The 20,452-nt window shown below is 54.9% G+C and carries 19 protein-coding genes and 5 pseudogenes; 14 read left to right on the top strand and 10 right to left on the bottom strand.

Going from position 1 to position 20,452, the window contains the following annotated elements; all coding sequences use genetic code 11:
- A partial coding sequence (locus AC221Y_RS07715; RefSeq protein ID WP_486707100.1) for a response regulator transcription factor occupies window positions 1-231 on the top strand: 231 nt, incomplete at its 5' end.
- A gap of 195 nt (window positions 232-426) precedes the next feature.
- Here the strand turns inward: AC221Y_RS07715 and AC221Y_RS07710 are convergent.
- Window positions 427-717 (bottom strand): annotated as a pseudogene (locus tag AC221Y_RS07710) (IS6 family transposase); the annotation flags it as partial.
- Between the two features lie 200 nt (window positions 718-917).
- Here AC221Y_RS07710 and AC221Y_RS07705 point away from each other — a divergent pair.
- The 5 genes and pseudogenes from AC221Y_RS07705 to AC221Y_RS07685 all read left to right on the top strand — a co-directional run bounded on the left by AC221Y_RS07705 (window position 918) and on the right by AC221Y_RS07685 (window position 4,904).
- Window positions 918-1,664, top strand: coding sequence for an SDR family NAD(P)-dependent oxidoreductase (locus AC221Y_RS07705; RefSeq protein WP_299755704.1), 747 nt, complete (start codon window positions 918-920; stop codon window positions 1,662-1,664).
- A gap of 94 nt (window positions 1,665-1,758) precedes the next feature.
- A pseudogene (locus AC221Y_RS07700) lies at window positions 1,759-2,777 on the top strand (IS5 family transposase).
- An 83-nt stretch (window positions 2,778-2,860) separates the two neighbouring features.
- A pseudogene (locus AC221Y_RS07695) lies at window positions 2,861-3,088 on the top strand (SMC-Scp complex subunit ScpB); the annotation flags it as partial.
- Between the two features lie 206 nt (window positions 3,089-3,294).
- The gene (locus tag AC221Y_RS07690; protein WP_299755701.1) at window positions 3,295-3,672 is read left to right on the top strand and encodes a helix-turn-helix domain-containing protein; all 378 of its coding nucleotides are present in this window, start codon (window positions 3,295-3,297) and stop codon (window positions 3,670-3,672) included.
- Window positions 3,672-4,904: a type II toxin-antitoxin system HipA family toxin gene (locus AC221Y_RS07685; protein WP_299755698.1), complete on the top strand. Its 1,233-nt coding sequence runs from the start codon at window positions 3,672-3,674 to the stop codon at window positions 4,902-4,904. The genes AC221Y_RS07690 and AC221Y_RS07685 overlap by 1 nt, the downstream gene beginning before the upstream one ends.
- A 277-nt stretch (window positions 4,905-5,181) precedes the next feature.
- On the opposite strand, the pseudogene AC221Y_RS07680 reads toward AC221Y_RS07685, so the two are convergent.
- A pseudogene (locus AC221Y_RS07680) lies at window positions 5,182-5,886 on the bottom strand (ISKra4 family transposase); the annotation flags it as partial.
- A 119-nt stretch (window positions 5,887-6,005) separates the two neighbouring features.
- Between AC221Y_RS07680 and AC221Y_RS07675 the strand changes: the two are divergent.
- A pseudogene (locus tag AC221Y_RS07675) lies at window positions 6,006-7,383 on the top strand (IS1380 family transposase).
- A gap of 140 nt (window positions 7,384-7,523) precedes the next feature.
- Here the strand turns inward: AC221Y_RS07675 and AC221Y_RS07670 are convergent.
- Together AC221Y_RS07670 and AC221Y_RS07665 are read right to left on the bottom strand one after the other, a co-directional pair.
- A complete protein-coding gene (locus AC221Y_RS07670) occupies window positions 7,524-8,102 on the bottom strand; it encodes a VapC50 family PIN domain-containing toxin (RefSeq protein ID WP_486707099.1) in 579 nt (192 codons plus the stop codon).
- Window positions 8,099-8,572: an excisionase family DNA-binding protein gene (locus AC221Y_RS07665; protein WP_299755694.1), complete on the bottom strand. Its 474-nt coding sequence runs from the start codon at window positions 8,570-8,572 to the stop codon at window positions 8,099-8,101. Before AC221Y_RS07665 ends, AC221Y_RS07670 begins: the two co-directional genes overlap by 4 nt.
- A 220-nt stretch (window positions 8,573-8,792) precedes the next feature.
- On the opposite strand from AC221Y_RS07665, the gene AC221Y_RS07660 reads away from it, so the two are divergent.
- The 4 genes from AC221Y_RS07660 to AC221Y_RS07645 all read left to right on the top strand — a co-directional run bounded on the left by AC221Y_RS07660 (window position 8,793) and on the right by AC221Y_RS07645 (window position 10,779).
- Window positions 8,793-9,389 (top strand): hypothetical protein, encoded by a 597-nt coding sequence (locus AC221Y_RS07660; RefSeq protein ID WP_486707098.1) that lies wholly within the window; start codon window positions 8,793-8,795, stop codon window positions 9,387-9,389.
- Between the two features lie 188 nt (window positions 9,390-9,577).
- Window positions 9,578-10,093 carry a hypothetical protein gene (locus AC221Y_RS07655; RefSeq protein ID WP_486707097.1) on the top strand — a complete coding sequence of 172 codons (516 nt, stop codon included), beginning with the start codon at window positions 9,578-9,580 and terminating at the stop codon, window positions 10,091-10,093.
- Window positions 10,094-10,157: 64 nt separating this feature from the next.
- Window positions 10,158-10,379 carry a hypothetical protein gene (locus AC221Y_RS07650; protein ID WP_299757461.1) on the top strand — a complete coding sequence of 74 codons (222 nt, stop codon included), beginning with the start codon at window positions 10,158-10,160 and terminating at the stop codon, window positions 10,377-10,379.
- Window positions 10,380-10,395: 16 nt separating this feature from the next.
- Window positions 10,396-10,779, top strand: a complete 384-nt coding sequence (locus AC221Y_RS07645; protein ID WP_299757459.1) for a c-type cytochrome — start codon at window positions 10,396-10,398, stop codon at window positions 10,777-10,779.
- 552 nt (window positions 10,780-11,331) lie between these two features.
- On the opposite strand, the gene AC221Y_RS07640 is transcribed toward AC221Y_RS07645, so the two are convergent.
- Complete coding sequence (locus AC221Y_RS07640) at window positions 11,332-11,982, bottom strand: DUF4386 domain-containing protein (RefSeq protein ID WP_299757457.1); 651 nt, start codon at window positions 11,980-11,982, stop codon at window positions 11,332-11,334.
- Between the two features lie 405 nt (window positions 11,983-12,387).
- Window positions 12,388-13,614: an NAD(P)-binding domain-containing protein gene (locus tag AC221Y_RS07635; protein WP_299757454.1), complete on the bottom strand. Its 1,227-nt coding sequence runs from the start codon at window positions 13,612-13,614 to the stop codon at window positions 12,388-12,390.
- Window positions 13,615-14,026: 412 nt separating this feature from the next.
- Here AC221Y_RS07635 and AC221Y_RS07630 point away from each other — a divergent pair, with 412 nt between their 5' ends.
- Window positions 14,027-14,413 (top strand): lysozyme inhibitor LprI family protein, encoded by a 387-nt coding sequence (locus tag AC221Y_RS07630; RefSeq protein WP_299757452.1) that lies wholly within the window; start codon window positions 14,027-14,029, stop codon window positions 14,411-14,413.
- A 339-nt stretch (window positions 14,414-14,752) separates the two neighbouring features.
- The gene (locus AC221Y_RS07625; RefSeq protein WP_299757449.1) at window positions 14,753-16,303 is read left to right on the top strand and encodes a phospholipase D family protein; all 1,551 of its coding nucleotides are present in this window, start codon (window positions 14,753-14,755) and stop codon (window positions 16,301-16,303) included.
- A 92-nt stretch (window positions 16,304-16,395) separates the two neighbouring features.
- On the opposite strand, the gene AC221Y_RS07620 is transcribed toward AC221Y_RS07625, so the two are convergent.
- The 3 genes from AC221Y_RS07620 to AC221Y_RS07610 all read right to left on the bottom strand — a co-directional run bounded on the left by AC221Y_RS07620 (window position 16,396) and on the right by AC221Y_RS07610 (window position 19,144).
- Window positions 16,396-17,601, bottom strand: a complete 1,206-nt coding sequence (locus AC221Y_RS07620) for an META domain-containing protein (RefSeq protein WP_486707096.1) — start codon at window positions 17,599-17,601, stop codon at window positions 16,396-16,398.
- Between the two features lie 199 nt (window positions 17,602-17,800).
- Window positions 17,801-18,097: a hypothetical protein gene (locus tag AC221Y_RS07615; RefSeq protein WP_299757444.1), complete on the bottom strand. Its 297-nt coding sequence runs from the start codon at window positions 18,095-18,097 to the stop codon at window positions 17,801-17,803.
- An 816-nt stretch (window positions 18,098-18,913) separates the two neighbouring features.
- A complete protein-coding gene (locus AC221Y_RS07610; protein ID WP_486707095.1) occupies window positions 18,914-19,144 on the bottom strand; it encodes a hypothetical protein in 231 nt (76 codons plus the stop codon).
- Window positions 19,145-19,283: 139 nt separating this feature from the next.
- Here AC221Y_RS07610 and AC221Y_RS07605 point away from each other — a divergent pair, with 139 nt between their 5' ends.
- Window positions 19,284-19,718: a c-type cytochrome gene (locus AC221Y_RS07605; RefSeq protein ID WP_486707094.1), complete on the top strand. Its 435-nt coding sequence runs from the start codon at window positions 19,284-19,286 to the stop codon at window positions 19,716-19,718.
- A gap of 203 nt (window positions 19,719-19,921) precedes the next feature.
- On the opposite strand, the gene AC221Y_RS07600 is transcribed toward AC221Y_RS07605, so the two are convergent.
- Window positions 19,922-20,452 (bottom strand): IS630 family transposase (locus AC221Y_RS07600; protein WP_486707093.1); only part of this gene is annotated, 531 nt, incomplete at its 5' end.

Here is a 20,452-nt window from a genome sequence, read left to right as displayed (position 1 = left end):
TTTCGAAAAATCGGAAAGGGCGTATTAACCCCCCTAGAACGCGAAGTCGTCGAGTTGACCCTGCGCGGCCATTCCGCCGACGCCCTTGGCAAGTTGTTGGGCATTTCCACGGGGACAGTCAGAATTCATCGAAGAAACGTGTATGCAAAGCTACGCATAAGTTCGCAGGGCGAGCTGTTCTCTGCATTCATATCAGCCATTGCGGATACCACCCAAGCGGCAGCTGTATAGCAACGTCCAGGACCAAAACGCTCTCAGACCAATAGCAGTTGTCTTGACAAAAACGGTGTTGTCAGAAGAAGAGTTTGCGCCCGTTCTGCTCTGGCACAGACCTAAATTTTTCCTATTTGCTTAACTACATCCAAGTAGGTGACGGCGATCATCACTAAAATTCCTATGTCGAAACTTACAGGATCAGTTTATTCTGACAAACCACGTCTCGCCGTTGATTTTCACGAAAACTTCGTCCAGATGGCAAGGCCGATTCGAATAGCCACGCATCCAGCTCGCCCGGTTTCTACGGATTTCGGCAGCAAACATCGGGCCAAATCTATTCCATCAAAATCGAGCCGTTTCGTGGCAGATCTCGATCCCACGCTCGTGCAGCAGGTCTTCGACGTTTCGGAGCGAAAGTGGAAAGCGAACGTTCATCATGACCGCCAGGCGAATGATTTCAAGGCTGCTGTGAAAGTACTTGAAGGGGTCAGGTTTGTTCATGCCACAAAACTACGAAACTACCCTGCCCGTCTCAACCGATATCCTTCTGACAATGCCCACCCGAGCAATCAATCGACAAACATCTGCCTGAGCGCCAGCGCGGCGAGGAAGCCCTGATAGGATCGTTTGAGGCGTTGAACCTCGACTCCCTCTGACGGATCTGAATAACATCCGCATCAGGGGAGGAACCCATGGGGTCCATGCTCAAACTGAATGGTGACATTGCAGCCGTGACAGGCGGTGCCAGCGGCATCGGTCTGGCCGTAGCCAAAATGCTGGCAGAAGCCGGCGCACGTGTAGCCATTCTGGATATCAACAGACACAACGCTGACAAAGCCGCCGCGACAATTCCGAACGCCTTTGGTGTCGAAGTAGACGTGGCGGACGAAACCTCGGTCGAGGCGGCCTTCGATGTGATTCAAAAACAGGGCACCGCATCGATCCTTGTAAATTGCGCAGGTATCGCCATCCGGCGCGAAGCGGTCGATCTGCCACTGGCAGACTGGAATAAGGTGGTTGATGTGAATATGACCGGCAGCTTCCTGACCAGCCGCGTCGCCGCACGTCACATGATTGCGGCAGGGATCAAGGGCAGCATTATCCAGACTTCTTCCATCATGGGCCTGTCAGGCGGCGGCGTGTATCCAAATGTGTCCTATCAGACGACAAAAGGCGCCATCGTCAACATGACCCGAGCACTGGCCGTAGAATGGGCCCCGAGTGGCATCCGTGTGAACGCAATCGCGCCAACATATGTCAGGACCCCGTTCATTCAGCCGCTGCTCGATCAACCGGATGTGATGGAAAAAATCTACAACATGACGCCCCTGCGGCGATTGGCCGAGCCCGAGGATGTCGCTGCGGCCGTCTTATTTTTGGCAAGCGGAGCATCGGCGATGGTCACCGGCCATTGTCTTCCAATCGACGGTGGATTCCTAGCGCAATAGGGAACCAGTCCAAAGCCCGCTGCCAACCGGCCTTGTTACAGGGATCGCGCCTCCGCTAATACTTATGCGGACTGTTCCCTTCAGGATTCTGTAGATGCCGCACAAGTTCAACGCCGATCGTCGCGACAATATCCCGAAGCAAAAGCACCGCGTGACCAACTGGTCTGAGCACAACGAAGGCCTGCGACGGCGCGGTGATCTGACGGTTTGGATCAGCGAAGACGCGCTTGGCCTGTGGTCGGCACCGCGCCGAACGACGCGTGGCGGACAGCTGCGTTACTCGGATCTAGCGATTGAACTTTGTCTAACGCTTAGCGTGGTCTTCAGCCAACCGCTGCGCCAGACCCAAGGCTTGATGCGCTCAATTGCGGGGCTGTTGGGGGTTAACATCGCAGTGCCAGATTTCTCAACCCTATCTCGCCGTGGCGGCGGCCTGGTATTGCAAACAAAGCCAAGGGTCGACAGCCAAGCCGCAATCCATCTGGCAGTTGATAGCACTGGTCTGAAGGTCTTCGGCGAGGGTGCCCTCTCGGCAGCATGCTGCGCTTGCGCCTGCCGGGTGAGAAATGGCTTGAGAAATAGCATGCAATAAGCCGCAAACGGCGCTCTTGGCGCAAGCTGCACCTCGGTCTTGATCTTGTCAGTGGCGAGATCGTCTGCTCCGATCTCACTACGGATGACGTAGGCGATCCGACCGCGCTTCCGGACCTGTTGGATCAAATCGATGCCCCCGTTGACCTATTCCTCGCAGATGGGGCTTTCGACGGCAGCTCTACGCGTGACCTTCTCGCCGAACGCTTTGGCACAACGCTTGAGATTGCGATCCCGCCTCCCAAAAACGCGAGCTTCAGCCCGAACGCAGCGCAGGATCCGACCGTTCGCGATCGCCATATTGCCGTGATACACGCACACGGACGGATGGCCTGGCAGAAGACCTCCGGCTACAACCGGCGCAGCCGCATCGAGACGCAAATGGGCCGCTGGAAAAATGTAGTCGGGCCCAAGCTAAAGGCGCGGACGTTCGAAAATCAGAAAACAGAAGCCAAGATTGGCGTCCGGGTTCTCAACCGAATGACCTGGCTCGGTCGCCCCAGTTTTGAACGCACCGCCTGAATTCCGCCTCGCGTAGGGCGCGTTCAGAGCCGCAGTTGATCTGTGCAACAACGCCCTTGACCACCAAGTTTTGCCCACTCCCCACTCGCGATGGGCTGAAGGACATCTTTGGCAAAGAAATCAGCCGCGACCTGATCGGTCGACTGCATGCGTGCGGCCTGATCGGAACGGGGCCGCGAAGCCCGCGGCTAGGCGCGCCCTATACCTTTGTGACGACGGAACATTTTCTGGTGGCCTTCGGGCTGGAAAACTTGCGCGACCTGCCGGACAAGGAGGGGTTGGTGGATGCTGGGATTACTTCGGCGCAATGAACCGCCTGTCCGAGTATCGCTTAAGAGGAAGCGCCTGATAGTCTTGTGCGGTGCTTCTGGATTTGCAGAACTGCGCTGCGGTCTGGACAGGGACCATCCACCACGCCCGCAGGGGGCCAGTTTTGCGTGCCGCTTGACAGGCAAGACCATAAATATCCATATATGACGTTTAAAGTGCGTTAATGCGTCAGATATGAAAGATTGTGATGGGCTCTCCCAAGTCGAAGCCAGCTCTTGAAAGGCTGGGCCAGGATGTCCGAGGCGCGCGGTTGCGGCGGGGTATCGCCGTAGCCGATCTCGCTGTTCGCGCTGGAACATCACCAAGCTCTATTGCACGCCTCGAAAGGGGGGAGCCCGGCGTCGCCATAGGGACACTTGCCGATGTGTTGGTCGTCCTAGGCCTGCTGGAACGCCTCGCCGACCTCATCGACGTCCGCAAAGATGATCTTGGGCTGGCGCTGACGACTGAGCAGGGCCCGCGCCGAGGGCGCTCGTTTGCGGCCAAGCTCCGGAAACAGAAGGTTCAATCTGAAGGTTCCCTGGAACGTCAGGATGTTGTGGACCCCGACGGAGCTTCGTTTTGATGACTGACTTTGTTGCGGATGTAGTACTTGGTGAGAGCCGAACACGCGTGGGCCAGTTGCGGTTTACACATGCCGGGCCACGGCAATTTTCGACCTTCATGTATGCTCCCGTTTGGATCGAGAATCCTCGCGGCTTCGCCATCCAGCCGGATTATTCATTTGAAGCCGGTCCGTTTCATACATCGGGCCAGCCGGGTAATATGCGCGACGCTTTGGCGGGAGTTTTTGCCGATGCGGCTCCAGATGCTTGGGGACGCAGACTGCTCGAGCGTGCCTATGGAAATGGCCTCAACGAATTCGAGTATCTTACGCTTTCCGGCGATGCCTGCAGGCAAGGCGCGTTGCGCTTTCTAGATGACAATGGCGAGGTTATTCACGGCAAGGCGGCCAACGCCATTCCGCGACTGGTCGATCTTGAAACTATCACCGGGATTGCGCGAGCCTATGAGCAAGGAAAGGAAGTCTCGCCGGAGGAAATGCAAGCGTTAGCCGGCGCGGGCGGCTCCGGTGGCGCTCGCCCAAAGGCAAATGTCAGGGACGGCGATGCGCTATGGCTGGCAAAGTTTACCTCGGTCCACGACCAACAACCGATCGAGCGCGTCGAGGTCGCGACGCTGCGCTTAGCGGCGGCCTGCGGAATCCGCACTCCCGCGACACGGTTGGAACTGGTGGACACGCCGTTCCCGGTTGCGCTGATCCAGCGGTTCGACCGGCGCGGGGCCACACGGATTCCCTATATCTCCGCTCGCACGGCCCTCGGCAAGACGGGGGCTGAGCTGGGTTCCTATACAGAGATTGTCGATTTCATGCGGTCCTATTCATCGGAACCTATGGCCGAGTTCCGTGAACTCTATAGGCGTCTGATTTTCACCATCCTTGTTTCCAATAAGGACGATCACCTGAAAAACCATGGCTTCCTCTATGTGGGAGCGGGGCAATGGCGTCTTTCGCCGGTTTTTGACGTGAACCCAGCGCCGGATCGCAACCCACATCTTGAGACGGCCATCCTACAAGGCGGTGTCCATGATCGATCGATCAAGCTCGCGTTCGAAGTTTGCGAATTTTTCGAGATTCCCGAGCTTGAGGCGCGCGAGATGATCCATAACATGGCGCAGCGTATTTCGGATGGGTGGCGAGAAGCGCTCCGCCAGGTGGGTGTATCGGGCGCGCTGGCCCGCGACTATGAGTCAGCCTTTGTCAATGATCAGATGGCGATAGCGTTTGAAATGTAGTCATATATGACCAATTAATATGTATTATCTGTCATATATGATAGTAAATGAGCAGATAAAGGGTTGATGCGAAACGGTGTTGAAGACACTCGGTATAGTTTGGCGGGCGCGCCAGGGGAGGTCAGTTTGGTAGTTGGGGTGGTAGTGTCGCAAAGTTTCCGCTACGGCGAGGGTAGCTCTACTAGCGGACACACCTATCCAGCGAGTGCGGCGAACTGCGCGAAGCCAGACTGCTCTGACTGGTCTGACTTGCCTGGGAGTGGGCAAAACTTGGTGTTCAAGCGGCCATTTTTGAAACGGTTAGTCTGCCGTCAAGGACTGCGGCTCTTGTGATGGCGACGCGATGCGCACCCTGCGGAGACCATCGCATGCGCCGCCGTTTACCCATGCGAGTGTTTCCGATGTCATCGACGCAACCTTCTGCGCGGGATGACGAGACCGCAAGTCCGTTTCGATATCGGTGACCATAATTTACCAACGCGTCGAAGTTGTTGGAAAGGTAGGAATAGAGTTCCTGGCACCGCGCTTTAACACGCCGGACCGCGTCTCGCAGGTCTTTAGTTTCGGCGTGCAAACGGCCGCAGTCGATTGTTAGAACCTTGAGGATTGTCGCAGCCGTCATCACTTTGCCGTGCCACAAATACCAGCGCAGAGTCTCTGCCGGTCGCTCGAAGAGTTGCGGCAACCCGGAAAACTCCTTCGCTTGCAAAAGTCCTCGCACGGCGTTCTCGATATGTTGAACCCGCATCGAGACATGCCACCAGTCGAGGATGTGGGTGACGGGACCTTGAACTGCGCGCCGCACAAGATTTGGCAGGGCTGGTTCCCCGTCTGAAATCACGGTCACTTTGCTCTGACCGTCCCAGCCTTGCGTGTTCAGGTCATGTCGGAGTTGCTTGGCAGGAGATCTGGCGGCATGCTGCACAAGACCGAAGCGCCGGCTCATGTTGGCATTCTCAACCTTACCGACGACAACATCTAGCCTGAATTATTCATGAAACGGCGTGAATTGGTTGGCGGGCGTAGATCAAGCTGTTGAAATAGCGTATGATTTTGGTGTTGAACAAGATCACTCACCTCCAGCAGAAAATCCAGCCCGCCATGAAAGACGATACGCTATTCCTCCCTGGCCTGTCACCTGTCAAACGACACGACATACACGCCCGTTTTGATGGCGGCGCTCTGTCATCTGACGGAGGCGTGCTGTTGCTGCGTGAGATTGAACGGGAAGTGAACTTTTCCGGCATGCTGGCGTCCTGCCTGCACGATGCGCGCGACCCGGGGCGCACGATCCACGATCACACAACGATGATCCGTGAACGCATGTTTGCGATTGCCTGCGGTTACGAGGACTGCGAGGATCTTGATGCGTTGCGCCATGACCCAGCCTTCAAGATCGCTTGCGAGCGCCTTCCGGACAGTGGCCCCGCTCTTGCTTCCCAGCCGACCCTGTCGCGGCTGGAGAACACCCTGTCCTGGCGCGATCTGGCCCGAATGGGGCTCAAGCTGATTGATCTGTTCTGCGCCAGCTTCCGGGCGGCTCCGGGCTACATTGTGCTCGATATCGACGACACGCCCGACCGGACCCATGGCGATCAGCAACTGTCGCTGTTCAATACCCACGCGCGGGGGTATTGCTTTCAGCCGATCCACATTTATGACGCTGCCACGGGCAGACCGGTGTGTTTTCTGCTGCGCCCCGGCAAGCGGCCTTCCGGTGCAGAGGCTGCGATGGTTCTGCGTCACGTGATCCGGCGCATCCGCCGGAACTGGCCTCATGTTGCCATAACGGTGCGCGGCGACGGGCACTATGGAACACCAGAAGTCATGGAATTTCTGGAACAACAGGGCTGCTTCTATATCCTCGGCCTTTCCATTGGCGGCAGGCGAATGCGTGCATTCGCCGGGAGCGGGCAACAGCAGGCTGAAGTCGCTCTCGGCCCCCTGGAGCAAAGATGTGGCAACACGCTGGAGGCGTGGGAACAAGGAAAAACTCCGCCGCTTTTTCCAGACCCGGTACGGGGCCGGAAGCTGGTCGAAGGAACGCCTTGTCATTGCCCGCGTCGAGGCTTCCCGACAAGGAACAGATGTGCGCTTCATCGTCACCAACCTGGGCGGGCGCAGCAAACATCTTTATGAAAAGGTCTATTGCGCTCGGGGTAAAATGGAAAACCTGATCAAGGACCACAAACTCTACACCAAATCCGACCGCACTTCCTGCCATCGCTGGGAGGCCAACCAGTTCCGGCTGTTTCTGCACACCGGTGCCTACTGGTTGCTGCTGAAATTGCGCGGCGCAGCCCCAAGGCACTCGCGCTGGCGCAGCGCAACTTTTGAAACTCCTCGACGCACGTTCCTGAAGATCGCCGTGCGCGTCAGGCAGTTGAAATCCCGCATAAGCATCGCACTGCCGACAGCTTGCCCGCACCGGGCAACGCTGGTCCTGATGCTGGGGTGTATCAACGCACAGAGCCCATGAGGAACGCGGCATCAGCCGCCCGAACGCCCCCTGATACCAACCTTTAACGCATACCCCAAACTCAGCTCAAAACGACGCCGTCAACCCGGCCAATTCAGCGCGCCGGAAGGAAATAGCCGGAGCCTGGTGAATAATTCGGGCTAGAGATACTCGATCGCAGAACGGGCCATTGCTGCAAGTTTTGGCATGCCAGATTTGGTGAGGTCTAAGAGAAACTCTGACGGCCTGAACGGTGGGTTGTTGTAGCGCTGCCTGACTGTCCTCAATGCCCTAGCGCCTTCGATGGGGAAGAGATCGAACGTATTGACTAGGGCGTCGTCGACTCCCAAGACCTCAATGCCGTGCTCTTCCAAGGCTTCGGGTGGGAAATCCTTTAGGTTCTCCGTCACAATAATCTGGGCAGAGCATTTGATGGCCGCCGCGAGGACGTGACGGTCGTCCGGATCCGGCAACTCCAGTCCTTCGATGAGCGGTTCATATCCCGTCACAAAGCACTCTTGGAACACTTCGCGAACAGCTGCGGCTTGCTCCATCACACTTTCTTCCAAATCGGGTTTGTTTCTGATGAGACTCCTAGTCCATTCGTCAATAATTTGTTCGGTAAACCGCGCCCGGAAAAGACCCTGCTGTGCGAACGTGAGGAGTACATCCCGTGTTCGAAAGGGATACATCACGTTCGCGTCAAGCAAGATGACGAATGGGTTGGCGATATGGCTCACGCCCGGTCATACTCCTGGCCAAGGCGAGAAAGCTTCTGCATAGCCTCTTCTTGCCGCTTTGCTTTGTTTTCTCGGTATTCCATCAGAGCTAGAAGCGGGACCCGTCGGTGCCTTCCCACTTCTTCAAACTTAATCTCGCCCTGCTTGAGAAGCTTGGTTAGGTGGGGGCGAGACACGTTCATAATGTCAGCCGCTTGCTGGGTCGTAAGCATTGCGCTGACCGGAACGAGCGTAACCATGTTTCCAGCGCTTACATGGCCAAGCAGTTCAATAATCAGCTCACCGACCGCAGGAGCAATGTGCACAGCATCTCCATTCTCGCCAGAGATCTTCAAGCCTCCGTCGAGCTCCATTGCAACCGCGATGGCAGTCGCGGCATGCGCTGCGCTGTCAATCTCCGCAGCGGTCGGGAGTCGGTCCTTTAGCCCCTGAACTTCGTTCGGGGCGACGTCTGATGCTGTCGCTGTCATGCCAATGTTCCCTCCTGTGACACCTGAACTATATGGCTACTGGCCCCGCCATCACAAGTGTAATAAAAGAAACAAATGCAATAAGTGTAAAAGGTGAGTCGGCTTGGCAACAGCCCAACCCGGCGTTGCTAGCCTTGTGTCGAGACCGTTCAATTGTCTGGGCTGTCTTTTTGTTCGGACAGTGGGATGCTTCCGCTTTGGGACAAAGATGGAGGTGAATATGCATTGGCGCATCACAGTTGAGGCAGTTGATCCGACGGGAGAAGAGTACCGGAAGGAGTTTCTTGTTGAGAAGAATCTCGACGAGTTGACGGATGGCCGCATCGGGTTCTCAATTGACGACGGCAAAACGGTTATGGCCGAGATCCAGAAAGCTGTTGTTCAGCGGGAGTTAGATCTCTGGGTGCGCTACAGGCGCGTTTGTCAGTCCTGCGGAGGTCAATTGCCCATCAAGGACTACCAAAAGCGAAATATCATCACTGTTTTCGGTTCAGTGCCAGCGACTTACCCGCGCCTGATCCTCTGCCAAAAGTGCAATCCATGGACCAGTTTCACCCTTTCTCCCGCGGCAGATCTTTGTCCTGATCGCGCCACTCCCGAATTAATGGAGTTATCGGCCCGTCTCGGCGCCAGACTGCCATTCCGCGAGGCCTCGGATATCTTGGCGACATTTCTGCCCTGTCATCTGTCCCGGAAATTCACGACACACAGGCATCGCGCGATCGCAATTGGCAAACGCATCGATAAAGCCGAACGCAAGCGGCTCTGGCATGAGCATCTTGAATACACAGATCGCCCCAGCTCGGGCTGCCTCTAGAGGGCGATCTTGCACGGGAAGTCGTCTTCACTGTCGATACTGCGTATATCTCGTTGGTCAGGCATTGGGGCGGTCGGACGTTTGAAGCGGTCGTTGGCCATTGCGGTCGCGGCGCACGAGGAGGCAGCGCACACCCGCTTTCTGCGTTCGAGGGAGGGCATCCGGCCGAGTTGAAGGCGACCGCTGCCTTGGCACTTAAAGAACAGGGATACGCCGGACGAGGGGAAATCACGGTCATCTCCGACGGGGCAGAATGCCTGAAACGTTTGGCCGGTATGCTGCCACAGCCGGTAATCCATATTCTGGACTGGTTTCATATTTCTATGAAGATTCAGCCTCTTGCCCAGATGGTGCTTACCGCTCCCGAAGGGCACCGATGTTTCGAGCAAGACATTGATCGGATCAAGTGGCGGATTTGGAACGGACAGCCAAAGCGCGCTTTGGCCGTGATATCGAGTGTCCGAAAGCAGCTTTCGTCCGAAATAGAGCACTGTGTTTGGGCCATGCGCGGGGACAGGCTATTGGAGAAACTTCAGACATATATCAGCCGAAATCGCAGTTCGATTGTGAATTACGCCGAACGCTATCGCGCTGGACAGCGGATCGCGACATCCCCAGCAGAGGCAAGCGTGAACACTCTCGTCGCGAAGCGATTTGTCAAAATTGAACGGTCTCATGCGAGATCCGCGATTGGATTGCCATGATTGCCGCTTGGCTTTGCTATGGAGATTGAAGGAGAGGTGTTGATCTCGTCTTGACAGGCTATGCTTGCTTCGTCCCGCAGAGCCGACGTTGGCGCAAGCCGCAGCGGACGGCCGCTTCGAGCCCAAAGCAGAAGTGACACGTCCGAAGCAGGCGCTGGTTTCTGTCAGCGCACCGTTGGCCGCTGCGGCAGGCGGGCTTTCGACAGACTGTTGTTTGCTGGACCCGCGCATGGCATATTACGCTGTCGCCTCGTTTGCCGGTGCTGCACTTGAACTTATCATCTGAAGAATAGGAATCCACGATGAAAACCGTTAGAACTGCCGTGATAGCCGTCTTGTTGACTACCCTAACCGCACCTGCCTTCGCGGAAGGCGATGCCGCCAAAGGGAAAAAGGTTTTCAATAAATGCAAAGCCTGTCATGCGGTCGGTGAAGGCGCAAAAAATAAAGTTGGTCCGGTGTTGACCGGTATCGTCGACAGCCCGGCTGGGCAGAACCCAGATTTCAAGTATTCGGCAACACTGATTGAGGCTGCCGAAGCCGGATTGGTCTGGGACACAGAGTCTCTGTCCGCGTTCTTGACGAATCCCAAGGATTTCATGGGCGGTACAAAAATGTCCTTTGCTGGGTTGCGCAAGGAATCGGACATCGAAAACATCATTGCCTATCTGAAATCGGCTGAATAACCATCTGTTGGGCGCGGCCAGAATCGAGTCTTGCTGGGCGGATTCGTAACTTCGTTAACTCAGATGAACCGATATGTCGGCGTTATTCCAAATCAAGCAACTTGGCGGAAATCGGTTACGGCTCTCTGCCGCAATCGGCGCCCGTTAGGGATGGATGACTAGATCATCGCTGCCCCCAACGACACAGAGAGTCTAATCCGTCGCGTTCTCCTTATGATGCCGAAACCACTACAATCCTATCAAGAACCCGACCCATCAATTTGATCGGCCCGCTAACCCATGCTTTGTCCCGCGGTTCCGCCATTCTGACCATCAATTTCGCCGCACCACGCTTGAATGGCCGCAATTTTTTGCTGCATCGCGATGCAATAACAGCGCGGGTCGTACATGACCTGACACCCAACATTTTTAGCCCCAGTCGCAAGGGGCCGTTCATGTTGGTCGGGGCGAGATCGTTTGGCAGGATCGCTGCGATGCGGCTAACGGCAGCAAGGAGCCCGATGCGGATGCTTATTTGGGCAATGCAGACAGCGGCCTCACGCCACTCTCGTGCTATGTGTCTTGTGCGCCTGACCCAACCTTGACCAAATCCACTCCGCGAAAGATGAGCCACAAAGCTAGTGCCATTTCGTTGATCCAGATGGGCAGCGAAAGGATCATGTCTATCGTGGAGCCCATCTCGACCCGGCCAAACAGGATCAGCAGGACCGACAAGAGCAGCATCAGTCCACCGAGCAGCCCCCAGAGTGACAAGATCGCAGGAACAAGACGAAAGCGGAACAGGGCCGGATAGAGGATCAACGTGCTGACGGAAAACACCATCAGCAGCAGAAGGAATGCCACGTCGTGGACCGCAATGGCGATCGCGCCGCCACCGGGTGTAAGCAACAAAAGCAGCCCAATTGCGGCGACAATGCCGATGCTCGCTTCAATCGCGCGAAGGCTGCCATAAGCCGGTGCCAGAATGCGGGAGCACTGCCAGAGTATCGGGAAAAACGCGACCGCGATCCCGGCGCTCGCGAGCGCATTTACGATTTCAAGCACAACACCCAGAGTGAAAAGGGGCATGCGTGTAAGGACATGTTCCGCGACATCCGGTGCCGTCAACATCGGCGCAATGATAATCTGACTTGCCATCGTCGCGGCTGTCGCTGTAATAAACAAAACCCCGGCAACAATGGTCTCGATCCGATAGTCGCTCATTGAACAGTCTCTCCGATCAAACATCGCAACGCTGAAAAGCCTGTCCCATAATACACGGCGCAAAATCATTTGGGATTGATCTGCCTCACGCCAAGCGCAACTTAAAAGCACCTAGCCAACTTGGCCCTCGGTTCCGATATTTGGGGTTTTCGTCACCCTGCACCTGAACCACAATCTTCCGCTTCGTCCGCATTGCGTGAATTCGCCCATCGGAAATTGTGCGGTTGCAGCGAAAGTCCGGTTCGACGGGCCGCGCCGCAGCATCCTGAGGTGGACGTGAACGGCAGCAATGGGCCGTTCATGTTGGTCGGGGCGAAATTGTTTGGCAGGATCGCTGCGATGCGGCTAACGGCAGCAAGGAGCCCGATGCAGTCATTCAACGTCCAGTTCAAGGCACGGCTCCGTTCATCCCAACTGGTCTGCTGGTTTCCCCGTGAGTGCCGCTGCCACAACTTCCGCGTCCTTGCCCACGCCAAGTAATAGTGAAGACCCTCGGTTTCGCAGGAAATGTGTGCCAAGAAACCATAGGCCAGGCACAACGTCGGATTTCCCGTCTGTCTGAAGCGGAAACCCTTGGTTGTCATAGGCGCCCCTTGTCGGAAGAAGGCTGTCATAGCCTGGCCGGAAACCTCCTGTAAACAGGGCGGCGCCATAGTCGGTGAGGTCAATCTCTGTCCGCGGCGTTCCCTTCAATTTGGTTTTTCCGCTAAATTCTGGAACAGCTTCGCCAATTTTCTCCGCTGTTGCGCTGAAGAGGTTACGGATGTCATTGAACCTGTCATTGGAAAATTGATTTGAGGCGTCAAGGTCATCGGCGAACTGGGCGACCTGGCCGTCGCAGCTTAGGAACCGCCCGACAAGCTCTACACCCTGACCCTGAAGTGTTTCGAAATTGATGTCCTGCGTGCCGCCATGATGGCCAGAGAGCAGTACGTTCCCGGCAAGTCGGGCGCCGTCGGGAAGATCGGCAAGGCGATGGTCGTAAAATCCAGCCCGTTCCGCCCACCAAACTATGTCTTTGCCGCCATAGCGCCGCTGGGCCCAGCCAACACGGCCACAGGCCAGCGTGACCGGCCGCCCGGCCATAGCCAACTCTTCCGAGATTTGTACGCCGGACTGGCCGCTGCCGATGATCAATATGTTTCCGTCCGGCAGGGCGCCGGGGCTCTTGTAATCACCCAATGTTAATTGCGTTAGGGTGTCGGGTAGGGTTTCCGCTCCATTGGGAAGATACGGTTTTTGAAAGGCGCCATTGGCCATAACCAGATTGCGGGATGACATGTCGCCAGCGCTTGTGCGGACAACAAAGCCCTCATCGGTCTTTGCGCAAGAGGCGACCTCGACGCCGCTGCGCACCGGGGCGCCAAAACTATCTGCGTAGGCTTTCAAATGAGCAACGATCTCATTCCTCGGCATGAAGCCATCGGGATCATCCCCCTGATAGGGATATCCCGGCATCCGCACCGACCAATTCGGTGTGACAAGGCAGAAGTCATCCCATCGATCCGCCCAACCCTGACCGATGTCGCCCTTCTCCAAGATCACATGTCCCGAATTCAGCTTTGTCAAAAAATAGCTGAGCGAAAGCCCGGCTTGGCCCCCGCCGATTATAATGGTTTCAAACTGCTCCATGATCGCCCCCCTGACCCTCGCATACTCCGTGACGGGTCCTGCCAAGGTCAAGTGCGGACAGATCCTGCCGGTTGGGTGGATGTGGAACGGCGGGAAAGTCCGCACACCGACGTTTTAGCCGACAAAAGTGCTGCGCCATGCACGAATGGCCGCAATGCGAAAGCTGCACCGCAGCGTTGTATGGAGCGGCCAAAGTCCGGTTGGGGCCGTCCTCGACCTCGGTTGTATGCTGCGGGCGCGAAATACCGCGATCTCAAACGCGGTTGGTTGGGCTCAGAGCGGCCGTTCGCTGCAGCATGCACGAACGTCTGCTTTGGGAAACCCGCTTAAGAAATATAGCGAGTGGGGGTGCTTGTTGTCTCGTACCTAGTTAATTTGGCACAGAGTGTCGAAGATCATTTGGAGTGTTGTCATGAGAAGTCTTGCTGCAACTTTGTTCCTATTTACCTGCCTGCCGAGCATCGTCTTTGCCGATCCGGCAACAGAATGCGGCGGAAGTAGTCAGGTTGAAATTGGGGCCTGTGTTGCTGATACGCTTCAACGTGTCGATGCGACTGTCGATATCTATCTGGACTTCGCGATGAGGTCTGCGGCAGAGCTCGATGAAGTAACTGGTCGAACGGTGGCTGTGCCAGCTCTGGAAGCTGCACAGGCTGCTTGGTCGGTTTATCGCGATGAACATTGCGGCTATGTCGGGGCGACCTTCGGAGGCGGTTCTGGGACAAGAATCGGGATCAATTCTTGCAGGATCGAGCTCGGTCGGAGTCGTGCAGCAGAGCTTATGCGCTACGTGCAATGAAGTCAGCAAAATCTATGTGAGCTCATGGCGATCAGTCAAATTCGTCAAGCCAACGAGAAGAAGCAACCGAATGTCCGCTCCGGGCAGAGCGGCCATTCGCCGCGCAATGCGTCAATGACTGCTCTGCGGTGCGGAGCAGCCGTTTACGCTATATTGCCCATAGGCAGATTCCGACCTATCGCTAAATATCGCCAAGTCGTAGGGCGTCGCTGTGAAGTCACCCCCCCCCTGAATGACCCGAAATCGGCCATCCAGAAAGCGTACTGATCAAGAACATTTCCGGCTACTTCTGTTTATGCTAGAACGCTTCGAGACTTGGATACGAAACATGGCGATCGATTGAAACTCTTCCTCAAGTACTTTTCATTTCTCGCGGCGGGGCTGGCAATTTGCGTCGTTGCCTTGCGCCTGATTTTCCCTTTACCGAACATTGTTGACAGACAAACAAGCAACGCGATCTCGGCTACCAATGGAACTTTGCTTGGCAACCTCATGATCCGCGGTATGGAGCCCCAAGCAGACGAAATGACTGGGATTATGCTGTTGGCAAGAGGAGACGACGCGCTCGCAAGCCGAATGGCACTTATTGACGCCGCAGAGGTCTCTGTGGATGCGCAGTATTACATTTGGCATGATGATGTATCCGGCATACTTCTTCTCGGCGCGCTAGAGCGTGCAGCAGGTCGCGGTGTGCGTGTCCGACTTCTTGTCGATGATAATGGAGTCCCCGGCATGGATGGCTATCTTGCGGCCCTCAACTCGCAGGACAACTTTAATATCCGTATCTTCAATCCGTCCACCGTACGAAGTCCAAAGATGCTCGGTTACGCATTCGATTTCTTTCGGATGAACCGCCGGATGCACAACAAGTCGCTAGTCGCAGACGGCGCATTTGCTATTATTGGTGGCCGCAACATCGGGGATGAATACTTCCGAGTTGGAGAAGACGTTTTCTACGTCGATTTGGATGCCATCGCGACCGGTGCTGCTGTCGCCCAGACAGCAACTATCTTTGACGCATATTGGAACGCGCCGTCTGTATTTGAAGCAGAGCGGATCATTGTTGGACAAAGGGATCAGGCGACGTTCGACGCGCGTTTGGAGGCAGTAAAATCCTCTGCTGGAGCCAAAGAAGTTGCGGACGAGTCGGTCAACAGTATGAAACGAATACTCGCAAATGGTGAAAGCCTTGAATGGACACGGGTGCAAGTCGTCGCGGACGATCCAACAAAGGGGCTGGGCATCGCAACACGTGACCAACTTATGATTTCGCGTCTGTTAAGTATTCTCGGTAGCGTCCATGGCAGCCTTGATCTCGCCTCTGCATACTTCGTTCCCGGGAAGAACGGGACCGCATTCTTTACTGAGCTGGTCCAAAATGGGGTCGACGTGCGAATATTGACCAATGCACTGGATACGACAGACGTGTTTTTGGTTCACTCAGGCTACAGCCGCTATCGTCGTCAATTACTAAAAGGCGGAGTCGATCTGTTTGAGCTGAAGTTGCGGCGCGAAAGCGTTGCAGAAGATTTGCAGATCCTGCCATTTAGTTTGTACGGTGCCAGTCTACATTCGAAGACATTCTCCGTTGATCAAGAGCGCGTGTTTATTGGTTCATTCAACTTCGACCCTCGATCCGCATTGCTCAATTGTGAGATGGGCTTCCTAATCGACAGCCCGACTATTGCAAAATCTGTATCGTCGATTTTTGATGGCCCACTTGCTTCCATCAGTTACCAGCCAAAATTAACCCCAGAAGGGAAAATGATTTGGCAGGAAAATATCGCAGATGGCGAAATAGTCATTTATCAGGAGGAACCGGGTGCAAGCTGGCTGACGCAAATCTCACTTTCGATCATTGGTTTTCTTCCTGTTGAATGGATGCTCTGACCACGGTATTCTGGCTCCAATCGACCCGAGGTTGGTCGTCCCCTTGTCCGCATCTCACGACGAGCCACGCGCTAACAACACGGACCATGAACTTAGGGGAGATAAACAGCGGTCATATTGGCGATTACTTCGCCGCGGGAGCCAAAGAATATAAGGCTTTCGCCCGCAATCCGGGAACTCTCAACGCTTTCGAGCAAAAGAAGAAGCCGTTTCTCCGCTTGATCAAGAGGCATTGGGCAGGCCATCCGTGTGGAAGCGGCTGGTCCGAAGTTAAGTTCCTGATCGTTGTAAGTGAAGGAAGCAGAAATCCGATTACAACCTACCGTGGCCCTCACAGAATTTTGGCTGCTGCCGTGCAGGACGAGATGTGGCTCTCTGAGATTGTTAGTCGCAGTTATCTTTTGCTCATAGATTTGATCAATGCGCCAATAGGTGTCGAAAAGCGATGCATTGGGGCCGATTGGTCTACATGTAGTCATATCTTCAGCCGAGGTTTTCGTGCCATCAGACACACCGTTGCAACGAGTGATTTCATCTATCCAGCCGCACAATTTGCTAACATCTGTGTATCGAATATTTTCGGTTTCTTCCGACCCTGAGGCCCCCGCTTTTACGCCACCTTTTACGATCCCGGCAAAGCGGTACTGGCCTTCTAAGGCGGTATCCATAATGTACAAAGGGCCTCCAGAATCTCCATAACCAGTTCTCTGGATTGACCCTGGGACGCCTACACAAAAATCATGCGCCGCGTCAAAGTCTGCACGGTTTGTTTCACACAAGCCAAATTCAGTAACTCGGGATTCGTAGTACTCCATCGGTGCCCCCTCGAGCCCTAGGCCAACGCCGACGGTCGTCGTGCTGGTACCAACTATTAGATCTTCTTCGAAGAAGTCAGCTATTTCTGCGCCATGTTCGGTCGCGTCAGATTCCAGCTTTAAAAGTGCAGCGTCCAAGCGTTCGGACCCGAGCCTAGCGGGAGAAAATCGCACATCTACTACACGTAATTTCGCTCCAAATGTCCCGTCGCTCTGCAGGTTCACGCCTACGAAAACAGGTGCACCACCAGAAACTGCGGCTTCGTACGAACTTCGACAATGCGAAGCTGTGAGCACCCAATTGGATGCAACCAGCGTACCACCGCACGCGTTGATCTCTTGACCGTTGTGACTTGGGTAAGGGCTAATCGAGCGGATGGAAACGTAAGACCGGAAAGAGTCCACATTGGCTTCGAGACCGTCGATGATCGCCATAGACGGCGTGGACCAGCATAGCAGAGCAAATGCAAAGATAATTCGCATAGTTGTATCCAAAGCTCCTCGATAGAACGATCAATGGTGAATTTGGCCCTCTAATGTTCAAGTGAAACGTAGCTTGGCCTTGAGTATTTGCAAATTGGCGTGGTTTTTTGCGACGGTAATGGGGGTCACTCAACACAAACGCTACTTGGGTTCAAGGCGGTCAAAAAGGGCTCAGAGCGGTCGTTCGCTGCACTGGCCGCTACTCGTGTTCGCCATCATTGCGACGACCCGAACCGATTGCGAACAACTTAGGTTTCTTCGAAGCCGCGGTATAAGTTGCAACCGTAATTGCTGTGGCCCCAATCAAGACAGTATGGCCAAGAATGCTTGCTGCAAGTATCGTATAGCTCCCGATCGCGGTAGCAAAGGCAACAGCCCACATTAACCCCAATGCCTGCAACACATAGTGACGTGTCGCAACATCGGGAATATTACGAAGCGGGCTAATATCAGCATCAAATATGAAGTTCCATCCGTTGACTACAAGTTGTTTCATCAAGCGTTCCCTACTGGTTCGGCGGCCCCTAGTTGGGATGCCATTTGTTTCCACATGCCTTCTATATTAGGGATACGGGAGAATGCTCCAGATGGATCACTTAACTTTGCTGTCCTTGCTGGCGATATCGCCGGCGCTGTCACTTGCTGAAAGCCTACCCCTACACACAACGCCAATACCCGAAACAACGATTGGTGTTCCCAGGTGCAGATCGGTGTTGACGCGGTCCCAGAGAGGCCGTGGCCATCCATGAATCTGTGCTGGGTCTGGTCCTCATGTTTAGACTTGCCGATAACCTGCGAGATCCCCTTAAACATTCGGAAGATGAGCTGATTGCAGCGCTCGTTTCCCGATTATCAGGTGACTCAAACGCCCACTCTGAATAACGACCCTTGGGTCTGCCTCATAAAAGCATCGTCCTTGGCCGCTCTGGGCTCTGAGCTGCCGTTCTCTGCGCAGAGTGCTGGGGTCTGTTAAGCGGAGAGGCTGTGTGAAAACTCGACATTTCGGGATTTGCACAGGAAGGGGTTCTCAAAAAGCATTGAGGGATCGGCTTTCTTGGGAAAGTATTTTCCTGAGCGACAGTTACAGGAAATGCATTCTCAGGTTTTCCCGTCTGATCGAGTTTTCACACAGCCTCCGGACAAACCGGCCTGATGCATTTGCAGCGAACATTGCTACGACACACCGGTCGAAACAGAGACCGAGTTGCGGCAGTGCAGCACAATTTCCCGAAACCGGCCGTTCGCTGCGCCAGTGCCCGATGTCTCACATGCGGGACAAAATGGAAATTCGGAGGGGGTGAGGTCGTCTCGGTCAAATAACTGCAAGAAGCTTTTTCACAGTAGAGCCTGCGATGCCTGTGAAGGTGTAAAAATCCAACTCATCTTCCAGTATAGCCACTTCAATGTCTGAGAAATTGCGCAAGCGAGAACGCATATTCTCAATAGCAGATATCGGGTGAGTTGCATCAGAAGCCGGACCTGACGTGTCATTTTGGCAACGTAAGACCTCATCGGATCTGATTACAGAGGTCATCATACTCAAACTTGCACTCATTACTAATTAACACATACTACATATGGCATATGTTTTTGTTTTAAATGGGGCGCAGATCGGGGAGACATGCGAGATTCCTTTTGAGCTCAATGCGAGGAGAGCCACCCCACCATAGACGAGGGCCGCGATGAAACTACCAGTTACAGCATCAGTATCCGCCTTTGGGTTTTTTGCCGTTCTTGCACCGCTTGCCCATGCAGAGAGCTTGGGGGAATTCGAATACAGGAGCAGTTGTGTTCAATGCCACGGCGAAACCGGAAAAGGAGATGGTCCAGTTGCAACTTATCTGACGCAGGTTCCGGCAGACCTGAGTAAGCTCACAACTAACAACGGTGGCGTTTTCCCGGTTGAACGGGTGTATGATGTCATCGAAGGAACGGCTGATATCGGTGCGCACGGGCGCGATATGCCTCTGTGGGGAATCCGATATCGGGAACGCGCAGCTGTGATTGCGGACTTCTATACGGATTTTCAATTTGACCCAGGGCGCGATACCGACGGTTATGTCCGAGCACGAATTCTTTCGGTGATAGAGTACCTGTCCACGTTGCAGAATAACTGACCGTGTAAGTTGTCGTGCTCACGAGACTGTGCATGCTGCGTGTGCTTTCGGCTAAATTCTGGGAGATATTAGAAGCGGCGTTGCTCGACACAGCAACTTATTGTGTTGAAAAACTCCAAAATCTGAAAATCCCAAATTCCCGTCAAAACCGCAAATCCTGTCAAAGTCAGCTAATACCAACGGCCCATTCAGTTGACCTTTATTCACTCTCTTTGGGTAATGGAGGTAAGCCGTTCTGGCTCAGTTGCAAAGAAGTTCCATGCGTCTGCACATTTATCGAGGATGTCTTCGTAGCTGTCGAAGACGGTTATCGCGAGTTTGTTGGCGCGCAGGTATTGCCAGACATTTTCCATAGGGTTGAGCTCTGGGGCATAGGGCGGCAGTTTTAACAGGCTAATATTGTCCGGCACTTTCAGCGCTTTTGCCACATGCCAGCCTGCACCGTCGATGAGCAGCAGGGCGTGGGCCCCCTGCGCGGCGGTTTTGGCTATTTCGACGAGGTGCAGGTTCATTGCCTCGGTCCCGACATAAGGCAGGACCAAGCCAGCGGCTGTTCCTCGCGCGGGGCAGGCTGCACCGAAGATGTAGCTCCATTTGTAGCCTGTGTCGCGCGGCGCACGTGGACGTGTGCCACGCTGCGACCAGATGCGGGTCAGCGTGCCCTGCTGTCCGACCCTGGCTTCATCTTGAAACCAGACTTCCAGCGGTTTGTCTTTTGCTTGTGTGGGCAAAAT

The sequence above is a fragment of the Boseongicola sp. genome (genome assembly GCF_057460485.1).
The sequence above is the reverse complement of the archived record's forward strand: the minus strand, read 5'-3'. Positions and strand labels throughout refer to the sequence as shown.